Here is a 492-nt window from a genome sequence, read left to right as displayed (position 1 = left end):
GATGCCCTCCGCGCTGCAACGCCGGTGGCAGCCGAGGAGACTGACGACGCCGCGGCCGCGCTGGATGCGTTGCTGGCCGCTGTGCCGCAGGCGGCGGAAGAGCCTGACACCAAGGCTGCTGCCCTCGACGCCCTGCGGGCCGCAACACCGGTGGCGGCCGAGGAACCCGACACTAAGGCCGCAGCACTTGACGCCCTGCGGGCCGCAACGCCGGTGGCGGCCGAGGAACCCGATGACGCCGCGGCCGCGCTGGATGCGTTGCTGGCCGCTGTGCCGCAGGCGGCGGAAGAGCCTGACACCAAGGCTGCTGCCCTCGACGCCCTCCGCTCTGCAACGCCGGTGGTGGCAGCCGAAGAGCCCGATACAAAGGCCGCCGCCCTCGATGCCCTCCGCGCTGCAACGCCGGTGGCAGCCGAGGAGACTGACGACGCCGCGGCCGCGCTGGATGCGTTGCTGGCCGCTGTGCCGCAGGCGGCGGAAGAGCCTGACACC

1 protein-coding gene is annotated in these 492 nt (G+C 73.4%); it reads left to right on the top strand.

Annotated features, from left to right (window positions below; genetic code table 11):
• A partial coding sequence (locus ACLNEE_RS16920) for a hypothetical protein (protein ID WP_412007455.1) occupies positions 1-492 on the top strand: 492 nt, incomplete at both ends.

It is taken from the genome of Aphanothece stagnina RSMan2012 (assembly GCF_046764815.1).
Lineage (GTDB): Bacteria > Cyanobacteriota > Cyanobacteriia > PCC-6307 > Cyanobiaceae > NIES-981.
This window is presented reverse-complemented; position numbering and strand designations above follow the sequence as displayed.